This window comes from Herbaspirillum sp. RV1423 (genome assembly GCF_000577615.1).
Taxonomy (GTDB): Bacteria; Pseudomonadota; Gammaproteobacteria; order Burkholderiales; family Burkholderiaceae_D; genus Herbaspirillum.
Genome location: NZ_CBXX010000003.1, coordinates 53454 through 70633 on the forward strand (window position 1 = coordinate 53454; position 17180 = coordinate 70633).

The following is a 17180-nucleotide window of genomic DNA, read 5'->3' on the forward strand; positions in this document are numbered from 1 at the left end:
TACCGCCATGACTCCTGAGAGCGTAATGACCCTTGGCCGCCATGCCATGGAAGTCACCCTGATGATCGCTGCGCCGATGTTGTTTACCGCGCTGATAATCGGCCTGGTGGTCAGTATTTTCCAGGCGGCGACGCAAATCAACGAAGCCACGCTGACGTTCATCCCGAAACTCGTCGGGGTATTCCTCGCGCTGATCATCGCCGGTCCGTGGATGATCGGCGTCATGCTGGATTACATGCGGCTGATGTTCACCGGCATTCCTGCGATGGTGCAGTAACGCCGGCAGGATTTCCACGCTTTTGCCACCCGGCATGCCATGATCAATGTCACCAGCGCCCAGCTTTATATCTGGGTAGCTTCCTTCCTTTGGCCGCTGACCCGCATTCTGGGCTTGCTTTCGATCGCGCCGCCGTTCGGCAACGCCAGTGTGCCGATGCTGGTAAAACTGCTGCTGGGCGTCGCCATATCCATCGCCATCGCTCCTGGCGTACCGGTGCCGCCGGCGCTGGATCCGATGTCGATGACCGGACTGATGATCCTGATGCAGCAATTCATCATCGGCGCGGCAATGGGTTTTGCCGTCCGCGTGGTGTTTTCCGCCGTCGAAATGGCCGGGGACATGATCAGCTCCACCATGGGTCTCGGCTTCGCGGTGTTCTTCGACCCCCAATCCCAGGGCCGCAGCTCCGCCATCAGCCAGATGCTTTCGCTGCTGGCCACGCTGGTCTTCCTGAGCATCAACGGCCACCTGATCCTGGTCGCCGTCATGGCCGATAGCTTCAATACCCTGCCGATCACGGCCGCGCCGGTGACCGCCGAGGGCTTCCATTACATTGCGATCTCGGGTGCGCGCATCTTCAGCATGGGATTGCAATTGTCGCTGCCGATCGTGGTGGCGTTATTGATCACCAATATGGCCCTGGGCATTCTGACGCGTGCGGCGCCGCAACTGAACCTGTTCGGCATCGGTTTTCCCATCACGATGGTGGCTGGCTTCGTGCTGCTCGCCATCTGCCTGCCCTATATGCTGACGCCGCTCCAGCACTTCCTCAACGAGACCATCGAAACGGTCCGCATGCTCGGCGGCATGGCAACCATTCCGCCCATGCCCAAGCGCTGACGCAGGATGCGTTCGTCCTGACCGGCAATCCGGGTTTACAGCCGGGGCGCGAGAATTTCATACAATTGAGGAATAAGAACAAGATACGAAGCACGCATTGGCCTCGTCAAGAGAAGAGACGCCGGGCAAACGTCCGTTCGCCCGGCAGAAGAATTACTTCAGGTAATTCAACAGCGTCAGGCTGCTGGTGGTGACGAACGATTTCTGTGCAGCTTGCAGGTAAGTCTGCTGCAGGGACAACGCGCTGATGGATGCCGCCAGATCCGCAGGATTGCGACCGAGCAGATCGTTGGCGGTCTGCGTGTATTGCTCGTCCTTGACGGAGCCAGCGGCATTGAGATTATCGATCTCGGACTGGCGCGCGCCCACCGAGGCGGAGGCAGCACCGACACTGTTCATCTGGACATCGATGTCGGCGCCCAAGGCATTTAATCCACGCGTCAACGCCGCCTGACTGCCTGGAATCGGAGTACGCGCAGCATCCGCCTTGTCGGAAGTCAGCTTGGCGTTGGCCGCCTGGGTCAACAAAGTCGCGTAGTTAGGGTCTGTAGGCTGGGCAGCGTCAAGAGCCGCTTGTGCAGTCTTGTATGCCTGGATGGGAAACTGTCCCGACCCTGTAGGATATTCAAACGTATTGGCAGCCTGAACATCTGCATTATTCGCTGTCTCTGTGACCGGCACCGACAACAAGGTGATCAGGTCTTGCATGTTCTTAAAGACGTTCTGGCCATTGCCCTGAAAGACTGCCTGGCCGGACACGCTGATTTCCATGTTACGAGAGGAGTCCACCTGCAATGTCTGTTGTCCCTGGTCACCGTTATAAACGATATTGCCCATGCTATCGTAGTCGAACGGCTGGGTGGTACTCTTGAAACCGGAGAACAGATAGTTTCCCAAACCATCCTTGGCATTGGCGAAACCGAGCATCTCTTTCAGATTACCCTTCAACTCGGTCGCCAGATTGGCGCGCTCGGCATTGGTATAAGAAGCATTGCCTGCGGAGATCATGTCCGACTTGATCTTCGTCAGCATGTCGGTAACGCTGGTCAGCGCTGCGCCGACCTGAGACAAGGAACTGTCCGCATTATCGCGATTTGTCTTGTATTGTGTGTTGAGCGCCTGGGTCTGAGACAAATCCAGCGCACGCGCCGCAGACACCGCATCGTCCGACGGCAACAACACTGTCTGGTTCTGGTTGACCTGCTGCTGCAGCTTCAGAATCGAGCTCTGCATGCCGGTCAATTCGTTGCTGCTCAACTGGTAGAGCATGCTTGTACTAATGCGCATTTTGATCTTCCTTAAAACTAGCCGCCAAGAGTGAACAAGACATTCAGCATGTCGCTGGCCGCCTGGATGATTTTTGCCGCAGCCTGGTAGGCTGTCTGATTCTTGATCATGTTCGCCAATTCCTCATCCTGGTTCACCCCGGATTCGGCCTGCTGCTCCTGCTGAATCGATGTCAGACGGGCATTCTCCGCCTTGTTGGTGACATCGATCTCATTGGTCTTGTTGCCGATCATGCTGACCAGTTGCGAATACGATCCCTGATATGAGGTATTACCGATCGTATTGGTCGTCTGCAAGGCATTGAGCGCCTGCGCATTGCGGTTGTCGCTGACGCCGTCGGTATTGGGCGAGACGTAGAACTGGTCACCGTTGACCGGCTGTCCGGTAATCTTGAAGTTGATGCCGGTGGAGGTAGTGTAGCTATAGCCTGGGCCGAAAGGCAAATTCGGCGGCGTCACCGCAACGTTATTGCCGCTGGCATCCGTAACCGTCACCGTGCCCATCGCCGCCGATCCCAACGCAGGGGATGGCACCAATTGCCCGGTACCGCTGTCGAAAGTGAAGCTTAATTTGGTGCCGGCAGCAAGCGGCGATCCGGCATAGTTGGTGTCGATGGTCCCGGGTGAAATAGCTCCTGTTCCGGTGTTGGCCGGCTTCGGCGAGAATGCGAATGTATCGCCGTTCGCCGGTGCACCGCTCAGCACGAAACTCACGCCGCCGCTGCTGATGGTAGCGCCGGCAGAATACGGAACCGGCGCGCCGGCCGTATAGGTAGTCGTCACGCCTGCCGTCGTGGTCACAGTGACTGCGGCCGGAGGCACCAATGCCAATGACGTCGTACCGGAGTTATAAGTGTAAGTCTGCGTCGAATTCGGCGTGAACACCGACTTGTCGACAGTCGCGGAAGTCACCACGCCAGTGCCGGTATTGCCGGTCGTCACCAAACCCATGTCGGTGACGGCATTGCTCGATGTCACAATCGGGGTTGCTGCAGCAATCTTCTGGGTATTGGTGATTGCCACGCTGATGCCGCCCGCGCCATTGATGGTCGGCTTGACTGTGAAACTGTCGTTGGCCGCCATGTTGGCAGCGTTGAACGTCACGCCGTCCACAGTCACGCCAGCCGCCGGCATGGTCGCGAAAGTAGTCTTGGTATTGTCCGACAGACGCGTCACCGTATAGTTGGTGCCGTCGAAATCGAGCTTGTAGTCGCTGACCGTCAGTTGGGACGTATTGGTGATCGATGCCGCCAATGTGGCGGCCGGTGCCGCAGTGTGGTTAGTCGCGCTGGGAAAAACGCCCGGCGTGGGCACATTGAAGAAAGCCGTTCCCAGAGCGCCGTTCTGGTCTTGCCCCAGTTCATGCTGAGCATTGAAAGTGCTGGCCAGCACAATTGCCACGCGACCCAAGGTATTCTGCGCGACGTCCAGAGTTTCGGTGCGATATTGCAAAATCCCGCCCAGACTGCCGCCGCTGAATGCCTTGTCCGGCAACGAGATCGTGGCGCCGCTGCTGGTCTTCATCGAAACCTGCAAACGTGTAGGATCATCTGGCGACGGCGTCGCCACCAGTTGGGAAACCTGATCGCCCATCACCAGAGGCTGGCCGTTGCCGATAAAAACGCTCAGCGAGCCATTGTCCTGCGGCAGCGTCGTTACCTTGACGATCTTGTTCAAATTGGCAATAGCCTGGTCACGCTGGTCCAACAGATCGTTAGGCGCGACGCCGCTGGCGCCTGACACCTTCAGAATCGCCGAGTTCAGCTCCTGGATCTGCGTCGCGTAAGAATTGATCGTATCGACGCTGGAGGTAATCTGGCTGTTGACGTTGTTGCGGCTTTGCGCCATCTGGTCGTTCAAGCTTTGAAAACGCGCAGACAACGTCTGACCTGCCGACAGGACGGCCTGGCGTGCGGCATCGTTGTTCGGCGTCGACGCCAGGTTTTGCATGGCGGTGAAAAAACCTTGCAGCGCAGGCGACAAGCCGGCGGAGGTGTCGGCAACCAGATTATTCAGTTGGCTGATCTGCGACAGGTAGGAATCCAGCGAACTCGTCGTCGTCTGCGACGCCAAGACCTGCTTGTTCAGGAAATCGTTATAGACCCGCTTGATTTCCGCGACCTGCGTACCCTGTCCGACAAAACCATAGCCGTAGTTGATGCCGCCGGCCGTGCTTTGCACCACCACCTGGCGGTTATAACCAGGCGTTGTCGCATTGGAAATATTATGGCTAGTCGTTGCCTGTGCCGCCTGAGCGGCAGCAAGTGCACTTTGCCCGATACTGAAGATATTGGTTGCCATGCTATCTGTTCTTTAACGGAATATCCTAGTGAACGGCATCCTGCAGAGAAACTTTAGGACCTGTCACCAATGAATGGGAAAGCACGCAACGCCTGAAACATGTCTGAAAAACCAACTATGCCGAAGATCAGGCGGACAGCGATTGCCGAATGATGCGCGATAGTTTTTCCGCATAGTGCGGGTCGGTGGCATAGCCCGCGCGTTGCAAACCGTAGGCGAAACCATGCGCGTCTTGCGCGTTGGCCAACACTTTTTCGTAGCGCGGGTTGCTGCGCAGCAGCTTGGCGTAATCCTGGAAAGCTTCCGAATAAGAAGCATAAGCGCGGAATTTCTCCACCTTGCGTTGCGCTACGCCATTGACGTATTCGATCGTGGTCGCCTCGACCACCTTGCCGGTCCAGTTCCCTGTTGCCTTGATGCCGAACAGATTGTGCGCGGAACTGCCGTCCCGGGCGCGGATTTCCTTCTTGCCCCAACCGGTTTCGAGCGCAGCTTGCGCCAGCATGAACTTGGCCGGAATACCGGTAACCTGGCTCGCCGCTTCGGCATCGGCCTGCAAACGATTCTGGAATGCTTCGATGTGCGCCGGCCGCTGCTGCCCGCCCTTGCGCTTGTTGCCGCCTCGCGAAGCGCTGTCGTCGGTGCTATTGGCCAGCCCCTGAACCAGCTTGGCCTTGTCGAGGTCGCTCAGGCCGTTGGCCAGTGGAATATCCAGCGGCAGCGGGGACGCGCCGTCATCGTCGGCCGGCAACGGCTTGTTGAGACTGCTGGACAACTGGCGCACCAGCATGTCGGCAAGGCCGACACCGCGCTGCGCCATATTCTGGCTCAACTGCTGATCCAGCATGCTGGTGAACATCTTGGTCTGCTGGCTGTCGAACGGACCGTCCTGCGGCGTGGCGTCGCGCATGCTTTTCAGCATCATGTTCAGGAATAAAGCTTCGAACTGCTTGGCGGCGCCTTTGAGCGCTTCAGGCGATTGCTGGGATGCGGCGGAACGCAGGCCATTCAGACTGTTGGCGTCGGCAGCGAGGCTTTCAGTCGGATTACCCGGCTTGATATTGTTGATCATGTTCTGCCCTGTTTAGATGACTTCCAGCTCGGCGCGCAAAGAACCCGCCGCTTTCATGGCTTGCAGGATGGCCAGCAAGTCCTGCGGCGTTGCACCGATGGCGTTGAGCGCCTTGACCACATCTGCCAGCGAAGCGCCTCCCTTCAGGTACATGACCTTCCCAGGCGTCGAGTTGATTGAAATCTGTGCATTCTGGTTGGCCGCCGTCTGGCCGCCCGACAAGGCACCCGGCTGACTGACGCTGTTCTCCGCATTGATCACAACCGACAGATTGCCATGCGACACGGCGCAGGTCTCCAGCGTCACTGACTGGTTCATGACCACCGAACCGGTACGGGCATTGAGGATGACTTTGGCTTGCAGCTTGCCCGGGATGACATCGATGTTTTCAAGCGCGCCGAGAAACGACACGCGCTCGCCGCTGCCGATCGGCGCACGCACGCGAATCACACGGCCGTCCTGTGCGACGGCGGTTTCATAACCGAAACGTTTGTTGATGGCTTCCACCACGCGACTGGCGGTCGAGAAGTCATTGTCGTTCAACTCGAGATTGATCATCTCGCCCTGGCCCAGTGCCGAAGGCACCGATCGTTCCACCGTGGCGCCGCCGGAAATGCGGCCCGCGCTCAATTGATTGATGGTGGTGCTACTGCCGGCTGCCGAAGCGCCGGCGCCGCCGACCACGATATTGCCCTGGGCGATGGCATAAATCTGGCCGTCGGCGCCTTTCAACGGCGCCATCAGCAGTGTGCCGCCGCGGATGCTCTTGGCATTGCCGATTGACGAAACGGTCACGTCAAGCAATTGTCCCGGTTGCGCAAAGGCTGGCAACGAAGCTGTCACCATCACGGCCGCCACGTTCTTCAACTGCATGTTGCTGGTGGTATTGCTGGGCAGGTTTACGCCCAGTTGCTGCAACATGCTGATGACGCTTTGCACGGTGAATGGCGTTTGCGTGGTCTGGTCGCCGCTGCCATCCAGACCGACAGCAAGGCCGTAACCGACCAATTGGTTCTGCCGTACGCCCTGTATGCTGGCAAGATCCTTGAGACGCTCGGCGTAGCTTGCGCCAGCGCTCAACAGGCATGCGCAAGCCAGCAACAACGACACCGAACGGCGCAAACCCAGCAATGAGGGACGGAGATTCATGATGCAACTTTCTGGTTAAAACGGCGCGACGCTATAGAAAAAACGCCCCAAGGACGACATGAACTCCGCCATGTCGATACGTGTGTTGGTTCGGTATTCCACTTTGGCGTCGGCGACTAACGTCGATGAAACAGTATTGCCGGTAGCGATGTTGTCAGGGCTGACGGTACCGGAGAAGCGCACATATTCCACGCCCTTGTCGAGCGAGACCTGTTTTTCGCCACTAACGATCATATTCCCGTTGGGCAGGACTTCGATCACCGTCACGCCGATGGTGCCGGTAAACGTGTTGCTCGACGTCGTGGCGCCCTTGTCTTCAAATTTGTTGCTTGACGAGCCATTCGCAGCCAGCTCCTTGATCGACGTTCCGAACAGGCTCGGCGCGGTGGTCGCAACAGTGCCGGTCTTGCTGCCGGAGCTGCCGGCGGACTTGGCGGCGCTGGTCTTCTCATTGATGGTAATAGTAAGGGTATCTCCCACCAGGCGCGCGCGACGATCCTCCAGCAACGGACGATACACCGCCGACTGGAAGATTGCTCCATTGGTGGCCGGCGCATAGGCTGCCGGCTGCGGCTTCGCCGTCAACGGCAACTTGACGATCGATTCCGGCACCGTATTGCATCCGGCAAGAGCGAATATCCCGACGATGGCGGCACGTTTCATCAGGCTTTTCATGTTTGCCTCATTCCATTTCATCAAAACAAAAGCAACAAAAACATTACATCTGCGACAGCTTCGCCAGCATCTGATCGGATGTGGTAATCGCCTTGCTGTTGATCTCGTAGGCGCGCTGTGTCTGAATCATATTGACCATTTCTTCCACGACGTTGACGTTCGAGGTCTCGACATAACCTTGCCACAATGCGCCGGCGCCATTGGTTCCCGGGGTGTTGGGAGCAGGCGTGCCGGAGGCGGCCGTCTCAGCGTAAAGGTTTTCACCTTTGCTTTCCAGGCCGGCCGGATTGACGAAGGTAGCGATCTGCAGCGTGCCGATCTGCGTCGTGGCGGCCGAACCTGCCTGCGTGATCGAGACCGTGCCGTCACGACCGATGGTCAGCTTGGTCATGTTGGCTGGCAACGTAATCGGCGGCTGAACCACGTAACCGCTGGACGTCACCAGTTGTCCCTGGCTGTCGCTCTGGAAAGAACCGTCACGCGTGTACTGCGTAGTGCCGTCCGGCATCAGGACCTGGAAAAAACCGGCGCCCTGAATGGCGACGTCCTTGTCATTGTTGGTCTGGTTGACATTGCCTTGCGTGTGGATACGCTCAGTCGCCACCGGACGCACGCCGGTGCCGATCTGCAGGCCGGACGGCAATTGCGTCTGTTGCGACGACTGCGCGCCGGGCTGGCGGATAGTCTGGTACATCAGGTCTTCGAACACGGCGCGCGAACGCTTGAAACCGTTGGTGCTGACGTTGGCCAGGTTATTGGAAATCACGTCCAGTTGCGTTTGTTGCGCATCGAGACCGGTTTTGGAAATCCACAGGGAACGAATCATTTTTTCTCCAGTACCTGAACTTCAGGTTTAACTTCAGGACAACGACAGAATTTGCGTAGCTTTGTCTGCATCACTTTGGGCAGTCGTGACCACCTTCATGTTCAGGTCGAATTGGCGTGCCAGGTTGATCATGTTGACCATGGATTCAACTACGTTCACGTTACTGCCTTCCAGCGCGCCGCCGACCAGGCGGACATTGGCGTCGGGCGGCGCCTGCGCGCCGGCGGTCATGCGGAACAGGCCGTCGTCCCCGCGCTTGAGCGCTTTCTCATCGGGATTGACCAGCTTGATGCGGCCAAGTATGTTCACTGCATTCGGCGTCCCCGTGGTAGGAATCGACGATACCGTGCCATCCGGTGCGATCGCCACGGTCACATCGGGAGGAATGCTGATGGGGCCGCCATCGCCAACAACGTTCAGGCCACTCTGCGTTTGCAGGATGCCGTTTTCGCTCAACTTGAAGCTGCCGTTGCGCGTATACGCCTCGCCGCCATCGGGGGTCTGCACAGCGAGCCATCCCTGCCCTTGCACCGCGACATCCAGCGCACGGCCGGTATCCTGAACCGGTCCGAGCGAGAAATCGGTGCCCGCCGTCGAATCGACCACAAACGTGCGCGTCGCCAGCCCTTCGCCAACCACCGGCACCGCGCGGAAGGTGTTGAGTTGCGAACGGAAGCCGGTCGTGGTCGCATTCGCCAGGTTGTTGCTGGTGTTGGCCTGCTGCTCCAATGTGTGCTTGGCGCCGGACATGGCGGTGTAAATCACACGATCCATAGTTACCTCTCTGTATGCGTGCGACATCGCTGCCGCACGCCTTCCTGCTCAATTCAGGCTCTGTAGCGTCAAACTTAACGCAAGCTGACCAGCGTTTGCAGGACGGTATCCTGCACCTTGATGGTCTGCGAGTTAGCCTGATAAACGCGCTGCGCCACGATCATATTCACCAGTTCGGTGGTCAGATCGACGTTAGAATCTTCCACTGCACGCGCTTGCAGGACACCAAACTGACCTGTGGTCGGTGTGCCGACCAACGGTTCGCCTGCGTCTGCAGACGCGGTGTACAGATTATTGCCCAAAGGTTGCAGGCCGTTCGGATTGGCAAAATTCACCATCACCACCTGCCCCAAGGTCTTGGTGTCGCCGTTGGAATAGCTGCCGGTGATCTTGCCGTCCTTGCCGATCGAGAAGCTCGACAGCACGCCCGGGGCTTTGCCGTCTTGGGTCAGTTTGATCGGTGTGAACGCCTGACCGGTCTGGGTTGTGCCGGTGTAGTTAATGGTAATCGGCGAAGGAAACACTGCACCCGGCTTGGCAAAAGGCAAAAGCTGGGCTGTAGTCAATGTCACCGCCGGTTGCGTCGTAGCCGGGTCGAGAACACCGGTATTGGTAAACTCCAATGTGCCGACCGGCTGAATACCGGCAGCAGCGCCGCCGTCGACGACAGTGCCGTCAATGGCCGTATAGATATCCCAATCCGTATCGCCAGCGGTTGCCGGCGTCGCTTTTTTCACATAATACGTTTGCACGTTATAGGAATTACCCAGGCTGTCGTAGACGGTAACACCAGTGGTGCTGTTATAGCTGTCCGAATTGGTAAGGTCGAACGGCGTCACCGTCGGCACCGTCATCCGCGAGTCCAGATTCAGTACGGAAGTCACGGCCGTTGTCGGTGTCGCCGGAATATTCGATGTATCGATCTTCAGCGGCACCGGATCGCCGCCGGTGACGGTACCCAGCCAACCTGTCAGATAGGCGCCATTCTCGCTGGGATTGATGATGTAGCCATCCTTGTTCAACTGGAACTGGCCGTTGCGGCCATACATCGGCGACGCATCGGTCAGGCTGCTCTGCATGCGGAAGAAGCCGTCGCCGTTGATGGCGATATCCAGCGGATTGTTGGTCGTGGTGACATTGCCCTGGGTGAATGCCTGCTGCACGTTGGCGACGGTGACACCGATGCCGACCGGAGAATTGCCGGAACGGTTCATCGAGTTGGCGTACATGTCGGCAAACTGCGCCTGAGCCGATTTGAAACCCACTGTACTGGCATTGGCGACGTTATTGCCGATGACATCCAGGCTTTTCGCTGCGCCGTTCAGACCGCTCAGGCCTTGTTGAAAACTCATTTGATTCTCCTTGTGCTGAAAGCCGTCAGTGGATTATTAGAGGATTTGGACGACATCGGAAACCTTGATGGTGCCGATGTTCGATACATTCAGTTTGACGCCGTCGGTACCGGTCGTGACGCTGGCGACCGTACCGAAAGCCAGCGCGGTTGCAGTCACCGCAGCGCCGCCGCTGGTGGCGGAAACGTCGAAAGTGTACTGGCCGTCCGCCGCCTTGGTGCCCGCGTCGTTAGTGCCATCCCAGATCACCGGCACGGTGCCGGCAGCCTGAGCGCCCAGATCAAGCTTGCGCACCACGGCGCCGGTCGAATCGCGAATGGTGACCTTGATGCTGTCTGCGTTGCTGGCAAGTTGCAAACCGAACACGGCTTTTTGCGAAGTCGTCGACGTGCCATCTTCGTTCTTGACAGTGTCGGACGTCAATGTGAGGTTGTTTCCCGGAGCCAGAACGCTGTGGCCGATCATGTTGGCCGATTGCAGCGACTGCGCCGACTGATAGTCCGTCATCAGCGACGCCAGCGTGGTGTTCAACTGACTGATGCCCGACACGGTCGACAACTGGGCCAACTGGGTAGTCAGTTGCGAGTTGTCCATCGGGTTGGTCGGATCCTGATTTTGCATCTGCACGGTCAGCAGCTTGAGAAAACGATTCTGGATCGCTTCCGGGCTGTTGTCGTTCAGACTGGAAGTGTTGGACGTCGAGCTCGACGTTCCATTCATTGTGGACAGCAGGTCGTTAGAAACGGTAGTCATGATGAGGATCTTCCTTATTGACCGATGGTGAGGGTTTTTACCAGCATATTCTTGGCGGTGTTCATCGTCTCGACGTTAGTCTGGTACGAGCGCGATGCGGAGATCATGTTGACCATCTCCTCTACCGGATTCACGTTGGGCATGGCGACATAACCATTGTTGTCCGCGAGCGGATGCTTGGGGTCGTACACCAGCTTGGGCGGCGCCTGATCCTCGACCACCTGGCTGACCTGCACGCCGCTGTTTTCGATGTTGCCGAACGGGACAGCCTTGAACACTACCTGCTTGGCCTTGTACGGCTGGCCATTGGGGCTGGTTGCGCTGTCGGCGTTGGCGATGTTGCTGGCCACGGTATTGAGACGCTGCGATTGCGCGCTCATGGCCGAACCGGCGACATTGAAGATATTGGAAAGGGACATGATGATCAGCCTGGTTGGATGGCGGCGAGCAGACCTTTGATCTGCGCATTGACTGCAGTGACACCGGCCTCATAACGCACGGCGTTGTCGGTGAACTGGTTGCGCTCGACATCCATGTCGACAGTATTGCCATCCACGCTGCCCTGGGTCACGGTACGATACAGCAACGGTGAACCGCCGATGCCCTCTTCGCCGCTGGCCTTGCCGGCAATATGTCCCGGCGAAGTACGCGCCAGCTCGACCGGCGGCACCGTTGTCGACTTGCCTTGCATGGCGCCTTGCAGCGTCTTGGCGAAATCAATGTCGCGCGCCTTATAATTCGGCGTATCGGCATTGGCAATATTGGACGCCAGCAATTGCTGGCGCTGGGCGCGCAAATTCAGCGCCGTCTCGTTAAACCGCAGATAATCATCCAGTTTTGCGACCATCGAATCCTCCTGACGCACCTTCAAAAAGTACGCATTACGCCAATAATGGGACTTACATACCATTGGATCATAAGGCCCTACCTGAAACTCTAATGCCCGAGAAAGAGAGAAAACTGTGCCTTGTTCGACCTTTTGACAAAGGCTGCCGCCGGTAGTATTGCTGACACGATGGCTCGGCCTCCGGCTCCTCGGTTTAAAAAGTTTCAATTATGAAATCATTCCTGAAAGCGCTTCTGCTGCTTCTGCCCATATTCGGGCTTTCCGCGCTGGCGCAAACGACCGATCCTACCGCCGCTCCGCCGCGCCAGGACTTGGCGGCGCTACAAAAAATCGCCGAGCAATTCATGAAGATTCAGACGACCGGGCTGTCCGGCACCGTCAATATCGCCGTTGAGCCGGTCGACAATCGCCTCAACCTTGCCGCCTGCCCATCTCCGCAAGCCTTCATGCCCAACGGCGGACGCCTGTGGGGGAAAACCACCATCGGCATCAAGTGCACTGCGCCTGCGCCGTGGACAGTCTACGTACGCGCCACCGTCCAGGTGATTGCCGACTATATCGTCACGTCGACGCCGCTGGCACAAGGCCAGGTCATCGGACCGAACGACATTACCCACGTCAAGGGCGATCTCTCCAATTTGCCTAACGGCATCGTCACCGAAGAATCTCAAGCCATCGGCCGCATCGCCAATATGTCGCTGGCGGCGGGTGCCCCGTTGCGCCAGGATGCGCTGCGCAGCAACCGTGTGGTGCAGCAAGGCCAGGCCGTACGCGTCGTTTCCACCGGCCCCGGCTTCCAGATCACCACCGAAGGCCGCGCCATGACCAACGCCAGCGAAGGCCAGATGGCGCAGGCCAAAACGCCGACTGGACAGGTCGTCAGCGGCATCGCCAAAGCAGGCGGGATTGTGGAAATAAATTACTGAAGAGAAACCTTCTGTCGAGTGTGAAAAGTTATTAAAGTTTGCGGGGAAATGGCCGATAATCTAGGCAACAGGCGGGTCGCCGAGCCCTAACCCCTTAAGGATGATGCCGTGAACGTTAATGACGCACTCAAAAAGAGCACCGGTTTACCAGAGATAACGCAGCCTCAGGCGCGCTCGACGAACACCGGCGCAAGCAAAACCGACAGCGCAAGCCCTGGCGAGAGCGCCGCCAATGTCCAGTTGTCTTCACAATACCAGTCGCTGGGAGTGAAAGCCAACGCTAGCGGCGGCAGCTTCGACGCCAAGAAAGTCGCAGAAATCAAGGCGGCAATCGCCAACGGTACTTTCCAGGTCGATCCTGAAAAAGTCGCCAGCGGCCTGCTCGATACGGTCAAGGATTTGATTGGTTCACGCAAAAATTAATGCAATGACAAGTACTTCTTCGCCGCTGCCGTCCCATACCCTTGCTGATGAAAAGCGGGTGACCTCACGCTTGGTGGCGGCGTTGCAGCACGAGCAGGATTTGCTCAGCGGCAATGGCGATGCGGACAAGATTCCCGAAATCATTACCGACAAAGCCAACATTGTTGCCGAAATGGCCGCTTTGGCCGATCAACGCCACAAGTTGTTGGCCGCTGCGGGATTTACCGCCAGCGAAAACGGCATGCAATCATGGGTGGGGCAGTTCGGCTCCGTCGAAGACAAACAGATTTGGGAAGACTTGTTCGCCCTCGCCCAATCGGCCCGCGAACTTAATCGCCTGAATGGTTTGCTGATCGGCAAGCAAATGGCAATCAATCAAAATGCCCTGAATATCCTGCAAGGCCGAACCAACGGTACTTTCTACGGTCCGGACGGACAATCGAATTTGCGCACTTCCGGCCGCCCGCTCGGCATCGGCTAGCGCTCTGATTTCTCGATATCAGATCCGAAAAGCCCGATCATTGATCGGGCTTTTTTTTCGTATGGCGGCAGGTTTGAATCAAGGTAGACTCTTTGCGGTCGCATCCGCAAACGGCACTTCGGTGGCCTGCTCCGCCAGGCGCGACAGGATCATGACGTCGACGCGGCGGTTGCGCAGGCGGCCTTCCGGCGTGTCGTTGGATGCCACCGGCTTGTTCGAGCCATGCCCGACTGCCGTCAGGCGAATCTCTGCAATGCCCTGATTGCCAAACAGGCGCGCCACCGTACTGGCGCGCACCGCGGACAACTCCCAATTGGAAGGAAATGCGCTGGTGTTGATCAGCGTATTGTCGGTGTGCCCCTCGATCTGGATGGCATGATCGTCGTTCTTCAGCACCTTGGCGATGGCGATCAGGGTTTCTTCCGATTCCTTGCTGACCTTGGCGTCTCCCGGTGCAAATAGGACATTGGCGTTGATTTCCACATTGACGCCGACACTGGTCTGCGTCACCCGCACCTTGCCTTCCCGCACCAGCGGCGCCAGCACCTGCATGATGTCGCGCGCCATGTCGGTCATGCGTTCCTTTTCGCGCCGCAAGGCGTCGTTGCTACGCGGCTTCAAAGGAGATATTTTGGGCGTGGCCGCTTGCTGCGCACCCTGCCCGCCAGCCTGTACGATGACCGGCGCAGTCGATACCGGTTCCTTGCCGAAGGCATTGATCAACGAATCGGCGAGGACTTTGTACTTGCCTTCGTTGACCTGAGAAATGGCATACATGACCACAAAAAATGCGAATAGCAGCGTGATGAAGTCGGCGTAGGAAACCAGCCAGCGCTCGTGGTTCTCGTGCTCTTCTTCATGTTTTTTGCGCGCCATGACGAATATCCTGGGGATAAAATTTACGCCGCTCAGGACGTCGTGAAATAGGATTCCGCCCGCTCCTGGATCACGCGCGGATTGTCGCCGCTGGCGATGCCGAACAAGCCGTCGGCCACCATGTCGCGCCGGTTCACTTCCGCCGCCAGCAGCTCTTTGAGCTTGTTGCTGACCGGCAGGAAAAACAGGTTGGCCAGGCCCACACCATAAATTGTGGCAACGAAAGCCACCGCGATGCCGCCGCCGAGTTTGGCAGGGTCCGACAGATTTTCCATCACATGGATCAATCCCAGCACGGCGCCAAGAATACCTATGGTGGGCGAGTAGCCGCCGGCGGCTTCCCAGATTTTCATCGCCTGACGCTGCTGGGTTTCGTATACGCCGGTATCGATGTCGAGGATTTCTTTCAGCTTGGCCGGAGTAATGCCGTCGATGAGCAGGCGCAGTCCTTTCTTAATGAAAGGGTCGCTGCTGTCGTTCATGTGTTCTTCAAGATGGAGTAAACCTTCACGCCGCGAGACGGTGCTCCAGACCGAGATATTTTCAATCAACTGCGAATGGCTGTGAACCGGCGGAGAGAAGACATGGGCAAGAAGTTGGACGCCTCGGATGAAGTTGTCGAGCCTGGTTTGCAAAAGAACGGCACCGAGGGTGCCGGCAAAAACGATCAGGAATGCCGTCGGCTGCAAGATGGAACCAAGATGACCACCTTCCAATACTTGCCCGAGAAAGATGCCTCCAAGGGCAACAACCAGTCCTCCTATGCTACTCCAGTCCACGCTTGCTCCCTTAAAGTCGAGCGCATGCGAGCGATCGCCTGGCTATGCAACTGGCACACTCGCGACTCGGAAACGCCCATGACAGCACCGATTTCCTTCAAGTTCATTTCTTGCTCGTAGTACAAACCCATCAGGATTTTTTCACGCTCCGGCAAAGCGCGTATGGAGTCGATGACCGCTTCGCGGAAGCCGCCATTGATCAGGTTTTGCAATGGATCGTCGGTATCGCTGGTCTGATAGCGATCGAGGAAATGCTCATGACCGCCGTCGGTGTCGTGAAAATCCTCGTAGTAAATCAGTTGATGCCCGCCGCACTCGGTCAACAGATCCTGATATTCGCTCAGGTTCATCTTGAGGTGTTGTGCGACCTCGGTTTCTTGGGGCGGCCGCCCCAATTGCTGGAGCAGGACGTGAATCGCATCTTCAATCTTGCGGGTGTTCTGGCGGATGCTGCGCGGCAACCAGTCGCTGCTGCGCAATTCATCCAGCATGGCACCGCGAATGCGCTGCACGGCGTAGGTTTCAAACTGCGCGCCGTGCGTTTCTTCATATCGGTTGACGGCATCAAGCAGGCCGATCATGCCTGCTTGAATCAAGTCGTCCACTTCCACGCTCGGTGGAAGCTTTGCCTTCATCTGATGCGCCAGTTTTTTTACGAGCGGTGCATGCAGCTCCAGCAAATTGTTCTTGTCCGTCTTTCCTTTGACGTTATACATAACACGTCATACTCCGAGACTGGCACCGTCGGTAGCCATGCCGTACGTGCCCTTGGTGAGATTGGATAACGAAAATTGATCGGCCAGACGCTTGAACGCAATTGTCGCTCCGGCCAGCGGAAATGCCTCCAGCACAGTGCGACCTTGTCCCGAAGCACGACGGATATGCTCGTCGGCCGGGATCGCTCCCATGAAATGCAGTTGTGCCGCCAGATAGCGATTGGCGGCCTGCGCCATGTTGGCGAAGACGACCTGCGCTTCCTCGTCCGAACCGCCGCTGACCAGCAGACTGAAAGGACGGCGCCCCAGCTTGTCGCTCAGCGATTTGAGCAGGACATACGCGGCCTTGATCGAGCTCGGGTTGGTCGACATGTGGACGACGATCTCGCCCATTTCCATCCCCGGCACCGGTAAGACATCGTCTTCGCTCAACTCGCCATTGACTAGCGTGACATCGGATTCTTCGGTCAGGCCGTCGAAAATCTGGGCCAGACGGGAGGCTTGCGGATGTGTGGCCGCGGAGACATTCTTGCGCGACAAGCGGGCCAGGGCGAAACCTTCCGGTACCATGCGCACTGCCTCATCCAGACGCCGTTCCTGACGCGCCACATCAAGCAGGGTCGCTACAGCGACGCCGCCGAAACGCGACAGGATGATGGATGGCGTCATGCACGCATCCACCAGCAGCGCGTTGTGGTCGCTGGCGGCAAGGGACGCCGCCAGATTGATCAGCATCGCGCCTTTTTCATCATCGGGCAAAACCGAAAAGAAAGTGAATACGCGTGGCGTCGGACGCTCCAGCATCCGGCGCAGTCCTTCCGCTT

At 57.7% G+C, this 17180-nt stretch carries 20 protein-coding genes; 5 read left to right on the top strand and 15 right to left on the bottom strand.

Translation table 11 applies throughout. From position 1 onward, the window contains the following. Positions 1-7 precede the first annotated feature (7 nt). The gene (gene fliQ / locus RV1423_RS03705; protein ID WP_034293309.1) at positions 8-277 is read left to right on the top strand and encodes a flagellar biosynthesis protein FliQ; all 270 of its coding nucleotides are present in this window, start codon (positions 8-10) and stop codon (positions 275-277) included. A 39-nt stretch (positions 278-316) separates the two neighbouring features. Beyond that, positions 317-1120, top strand: a complete 804-nt coding sequence (gene fliR, locus RV1423_RS03710; protein ID WP_034293311.1) for a flagellar biosynthetic protein FliR — start codon at positions 317-319, stop codon at positions 1118-1120. 153 nt (positions 1121-1273) lie between these two features. Here the strand turns inward: fliR and flgL are convergent, their stop codons facing one another. The 11 genes from flgL to flgB form a co-directional block, all read right to left on the bottom strand. Beyond that, the gene (flgL, locus tag RV1423_RS03715; protein ID WP_034293313.1) at positions 1274-2407 is read right to left on the bottom strand and encodes a flagellar hook-associated protein FlgL; all 1134 of its coding nucleotides are present in this window, start codon (positions 2405-2407) and stop codon (positions 1274-1276) included. Positions 2408-2424: 17 nt separating this feature from the next. After that, entirely contained in the window at positions 2425-4707 is a 2283-nt protein-coding gene (gene flgK / locus RV1423_RS03720) for a flagellar hook-associated protein FlgK (RefSeq protein WP_034293316.1), read from the bottom strand. A gap of 127 nt (positions 4708-4834) precedes the next feature. Continuing rightward, the gene (flgJ, locus tag RV1423_RS03725) at positions 4835-5779 is read right to left on the bottom strand and encodes a flagellar assembly peptidoglycan hydrolase FlgJ (RefSeq protein ID WP_034293318.1); all 945 of its coding nucleotides are present in this window, start codon (positions 5777-5779) and stop codon (positions 4835-4837) included. 12 nt (positions 5780-5791) lie between these two features. After that, on the bottom strand, positions 5792-6928 hold the full coding sequence (locus RV1423_RS03730) for a flagellar basal body P-ring protein FlgI (RefSeq protein ID WP_051516466.1): 1137 nt from the start codon (positions 6926-6928) through the stop codon (positions 5792-5794). 15 nt (positions 6929-6943) lie between these two features. After that, entirely contained in the window at positions 6944-7603 is a 660-nt protein-coding gene (locus RV1423_RS03735; RefSeq protein ID WP_034293322.1) for a flagellar basal body L-ring protein FlgH, read from the bottom strand. 43 nt (positions 7604-7646) lie between these two features. Next, positions 7647-8429 (bottom strand): flagellar basal-body rod protein FlgG, encoded by a 783-nt coding sequence (flgG, locus tag RV1423_RS03740; RefSeq protein WP_034293324.1) that lies wholly within the window; start codon positions 8427-8429, stop codon positions 7647-7649. Between the two features lie 33 nt (positions 8430-8462). Continuing rightward, the gene (gene flgF / locus RV1423_RS03745; protein WP_034293326.1) at positions 8463-9203 is read right to left on the bottom strand and encodes a flagellar basal-body rod protein FlgF; all 741 of its coding nucleotides are present in this window, start codon (positions 9201-9203) and stop codon (positions 8463-8465) included. A gap of 74 nt (positions 9204-9277) precedes the next feature. Beyond that, positions 9278-10555, bottom strand: a complete 1278-nt coding sequence (flgE, locus tag RV1423_RS03750; RefSeq protein WP_034293327.1) for a flagellar hook protein FlgE — start codon at positions 10553-10555, stop codon at positions 9278-9280. A gap of 36 nt (positions 10556-10591) precedes the next feature. Beyond that, a complete protein-coding gene (locus RV1423_RS03755; protein WP_034293329.1) occupies positions 10592-11308 on the bottom strand; it encodes a flagellar hook assembly protein FlgD in 717 nt (238 codons plus the stop codon). Positions 11309-11322: 14 nt separating this feature from the next. Further along, positions 11323-11727: a flagellar basal body rod protein FlgC gene (flgC, locus tag RV1423_RS03760; protein WP_034293332.1), complete on the bottom strand. Its 405-nt coding sequence runs from the start codon at positions 11725-11727 to the stop codon at positions 11323-11325. A gap of 5 nt (positions 11728-11732) precedes the next feature. After that, positions 11733-12155: a flagellar basal body rod protein FlgB gene (gene flgB, locus RV1423_RS03765; protein ID WP_034293335.1), complete on the bottom strand. Its 423-nt coding sequence runs from the start codon at positions 12153-12155 to the stop codon at positions 11733-11735. Positions 12156-12364: 209 nt separating this feature from the next. Here flgB and flgA point away from each other — a divergent pair, with 209 nt between their 5' ends. The 3 genes from flgA to RV1423_RS03780 all read left to right on the top strand — a co-directional run bounded on the left by flgA (position 12365) and on the right by RV1423_RS03780 (position 13985). Then, positions 12365-13081 carry a flagellar basal body P-ring formation chaperone FlgA gene (gene flgA / locus RV1423_RS03770; protein WP_034293338.1) on the top strand — a complete coding sequence of 239 codons (717 nt, stop codon included), beginning with the start codon at positions 12365-12367 and terminating at the stop codon, positions 13079-13081. Between the two features lie 108 nt (positions 13082-13189). Beyond that, on the top strand, positions 13190-13504 hold the full coding sequence (flgM, locus tag RV1423_RS03775; RefSeq protein ID WP_034293341.1) for a flagellar biosynthesis anti-sigma factor FlgM: 315 nt from the start codon (positions 13190-13192) through the stop codon (positions 13502-13504). Between the two features lie 4 nt (positions 13505-13508). Beyond that, entirely contained in the window at positions 13509-13985 is a 477-nt protein-coding gene (locus tag RV1423_RS03780; protein ID WP_034293343.1) for a flagella synthesis protein FlgN, read from the top strand. Positions 13986-14063: 78 nt separating this feature from the next. Here the strand turns inward: RV1423_RS03780 and motD are convergent, their stop codons facing one another. Genes motD through RV1423_RS03800 form a run of 4 tightly spaced genes read right to left on the bottom strand, consistent with a single transcriptional unit; the run spans position 14064 to position 17160 of the window. Further along, on the bottom strand, positions 14064-14861 hold the full coding sequence (motD, locus tag RV1423_RS03785) for a flagellar motor protein MotD (protein ID WP_034293345.1): 798 nt from the start codon (positions 14859-14861) through the stop codon (positions 14064-14066). Between the two features lie 32 nt (positions 14862-14893). Continuing rightward, entirely contained in the window at positions 14894-15640 is a 747-nt protein-coding gene (locus tag RV1423_RS03790) for a flagellar motor protein (protein ID WP_034293347.1), read from the bottom strand. Further along, entirely contained in the window at positions 15622-16356 is a 735-nt protein-coding gene (locus RV1423_RS03795; RefSeq protein WP_034293350.1) for an RNA polymerase sigma factor FliA, read from the bottom strand. The genes RV1423_RS03790 and RV1423_RS03795 overlap by 19 nt, the downstream gene beginning before the upstream one ends. A 6-nt stretch (positions 16357-16362) precedes the next feature. After that, positions 16363-17160 carry an antiactivator of flagellar biosynthesis FleN protein gene (locus tag RV1423_RS03800; protein ID WP_034293352.1) on the bottom strand — a complete coding sequence of 266 codons (798 nt, stop codon included), beginning with the start codon at positions 17158-17160 and terminating at the stop codon, positions 16363-16365. Positions 17161-17180: the final 20 nt, after the last annotated feature.

What these genes read in the sequence shown, in the direction of transcription:
- fliQ (WP_034293309.1), top strand. Translation starts at nt 8, where the DNA reads ATGACTCCTGAGAGCGTAATGACCCTTGGCCGCCATGCCATGGAAGTC.
- fliR (WP_034293311.1), top strand. Translation starts at nt 317, where the DNA reads ATGATCAATGTCACCAGCGCCCAGCTTTATATCTGGGTAGCTTCCTTC.
- flgL (WP_034293313.1), bottom strand. Translation starts at nt 2,407, where the DNA reads ATGCGCATTAGTACAAGCATGCTCTACCAGTTGAGCAGCAACGAATTG.
- flgK (WP_034293316.1), bottom strand. Translation starts at nt 4,707, where the DNA reads ATGGCAACCAATATCTTCAGTATCGGGCAAAGTGCACTTGCTGCCGCT.
- flgJ (WP_034293318.1), bottom strand. Translation starts at nt 5,779, where the DNA reads ATGATCAACAATATCAAGCCGGGTAATCCGACTGAAAGCCTCGCTGCC.
- RV1423_RS03730 (WP_051516466.1), bottom strand. Translation starts at nt 6,928, where the DNA reads ATGAATCTCCGTCCCTCATTGCTGGGTTTGCGCCGTTCGGTGTCGTTG.
- RV1423_RS03735 (WP_034293322.1), bottom strand. Translation starts at nt 7,603, where the DNA reads ATGAAAAGCCTGATGAAACGTGCCGCCATCGTCGGGATATTCGCTCTT.
- flgG (WP_034293324.1), bottom strand. Translation starts at nt 8,429, where the DNA reads ATGATTCGTTCCCTGTGGATTTCCAAAACCGGTCTCGATGCGCAACAA.
- flgF (WP_034293326.1), bottom strand. Translation starts at nt 9,203, where the DNA reads ATGGATCGTGTGATTTACACCGCCATGTCCGGCGCCAAGCACACATTG.
- flgE (WP_034293327.1), bottom strand. Translation starts at nt 10,555, where the DNA reads ATGAGTTTTCAACAAGGCCTGAGCGGTCTGAACGGCGCAGCGAAAAGC.
- RV1423_RS03755 (WP_034293329.1), bottom strand. Translation starts at nt 11,308, where the DNA reads ATGACTACCGTTTCTAACGACCTGCTGTCCACAATGAATGGAACGTCG.
- flgC (WP_034293332.1), bottom strand. Translation starts at nt 11,727, where the DNA reads ATGTCCCTTTCCAATATCTTCAATGTCGCCGGTTCGGCCATGAGCGCG.
- flgB (WP_034293335.1), bottom strand. Translation starts at nt 12,155, where the DNA reads ATGGTCGCAAAACTGGATGATTATCTGCGGTTTAACGAGACGGCGCTG.
- flgA (WP_034293338.1), top strand. Translation starts at nt 12,365, where the DNA reads ATGAAATCATTCCTGAAAGCGCTTCTGCTGCTTCTGCCCATATTCGGG.
- RV1423_RS03780 (WP_034293343.1), top strand. Translation starts at nt 13,509, where the DNA reads ATGACAAGTACTTCTTCGCCGCTGCCGTCCCATACCCTTGCTGATGAA.
- motD (WP_034293345.1), bottom strand. Translation starts at nt 14,861, where the DNA reads ATGGCGCGCAAAAAACATGAAGAAGAGCACGAGAACCACGAGCGCTGG.
- RV1423_RS03795 (WP_034293350.1), bottom strand. Translation starts at nt 16,356, where the DNA reads ATGTATAACGTCAAAGGAAAGACGGACAAGAACAATTTGCTGGAGCTG.
- RV1423_RS03800 (WP_034293352.1), bottom strand. Translation starts at nt 17,160, where the DNA reads ATGCTGGAGCGTCCGACGCCACGCGTATTCACTTTCTTTTCGGTTTTG.